This is a genomic window from Desulfurococcaceae archaeon, assembly GCA_038845865.1.
Classification (GTDB): domain Archaea; phylum Thermoproteota; class Thermoprotei_A; order Sulfolobales; family Desulfurococcaceae; genus UBA285.
Genome location: JAWBQJ010000006.1, coordinates 1 through 819 on the forward strand (window position 1 = coordinate 1; position 819 = coordinate 819).

Genomic DNA, 819 nt, shown 5'->3' on the forward strand with positions numbered 1-819 from the left:
GCCGGTCTACGTAAATCTATGCATAATGGGTAGGCTTAAGTGGAGGTCTTTTATTAAAACACTCATAGTTATCCACAGGCTACTCGGCGAGCCCTACTCAATCCACAGAACAACCAAGGTAATAAGAATCAAGTACGAAAAAAGCAAAAAACCCATACCAGCTCTAATAGGATACGTAAACCTTTACCTAAACAAACACTACCAAGACCACTACACAGCCAAAGGCATAGACACGAAAACATTACTAAAGGAAACATTCGCAACAACACTCACACTCGGAACAGGAACATCCAGAGCAACAGGCTTCGGACACACAACAATCACAACATCATCCGGCTCCTGATGATGCTTTATGGACTTTCCGGAACCCAGGCGAAAACCTTAAAAATCCACCACGTAGAAAACAATTACAGGAAGCAATCAAAAAAGACTGAAAGCCGCGGATCCACATTTCCCCAGTCCACGTCCAGTTCCTCCGTCAGTTGCTGAAGCAATCAAAAAAGACTGAAAGCCTCAACGCACTTCTCCGCGCTCACGGCTACCTCACCGTGGTTGAGAACAGCGAAGCAATCAAAAAAGACTGAAAGTTTGACAAAGATCCACAAACTCCTCGTTGCAGAGAAAAAAATATGTAGAGAGGTTAAGGGGAAGGGAGTGAAGCAATCAAAAAAGACTGAAAGATGTTGCTTCGCCCTAAGGCTTTGTTATCACTATTGCGATCTTGCCGTCCGAAGCAATCAAAAAAGACTGAAAGCGGTGGTCAATGAGTCCGAGAAGTCGAGTATTCTCATATAATATAATGTGAAGCAATCAAAAAAG

1 protein-coding gene is annotated in these 819 nt (G+C 43.2%); it reads left to right on the forward strand.

The window, feature by feature from the left end; translation table 11 throughout:
* Positions 1-343: hypothetical protein (locus QXU03_06825; protein MEM2171448.1), on the forward strand; the 343-nt coding region annotated here is incomplete at its 5' end.
* Positions 344-819 lie beyond the last annotated feature (476 nt).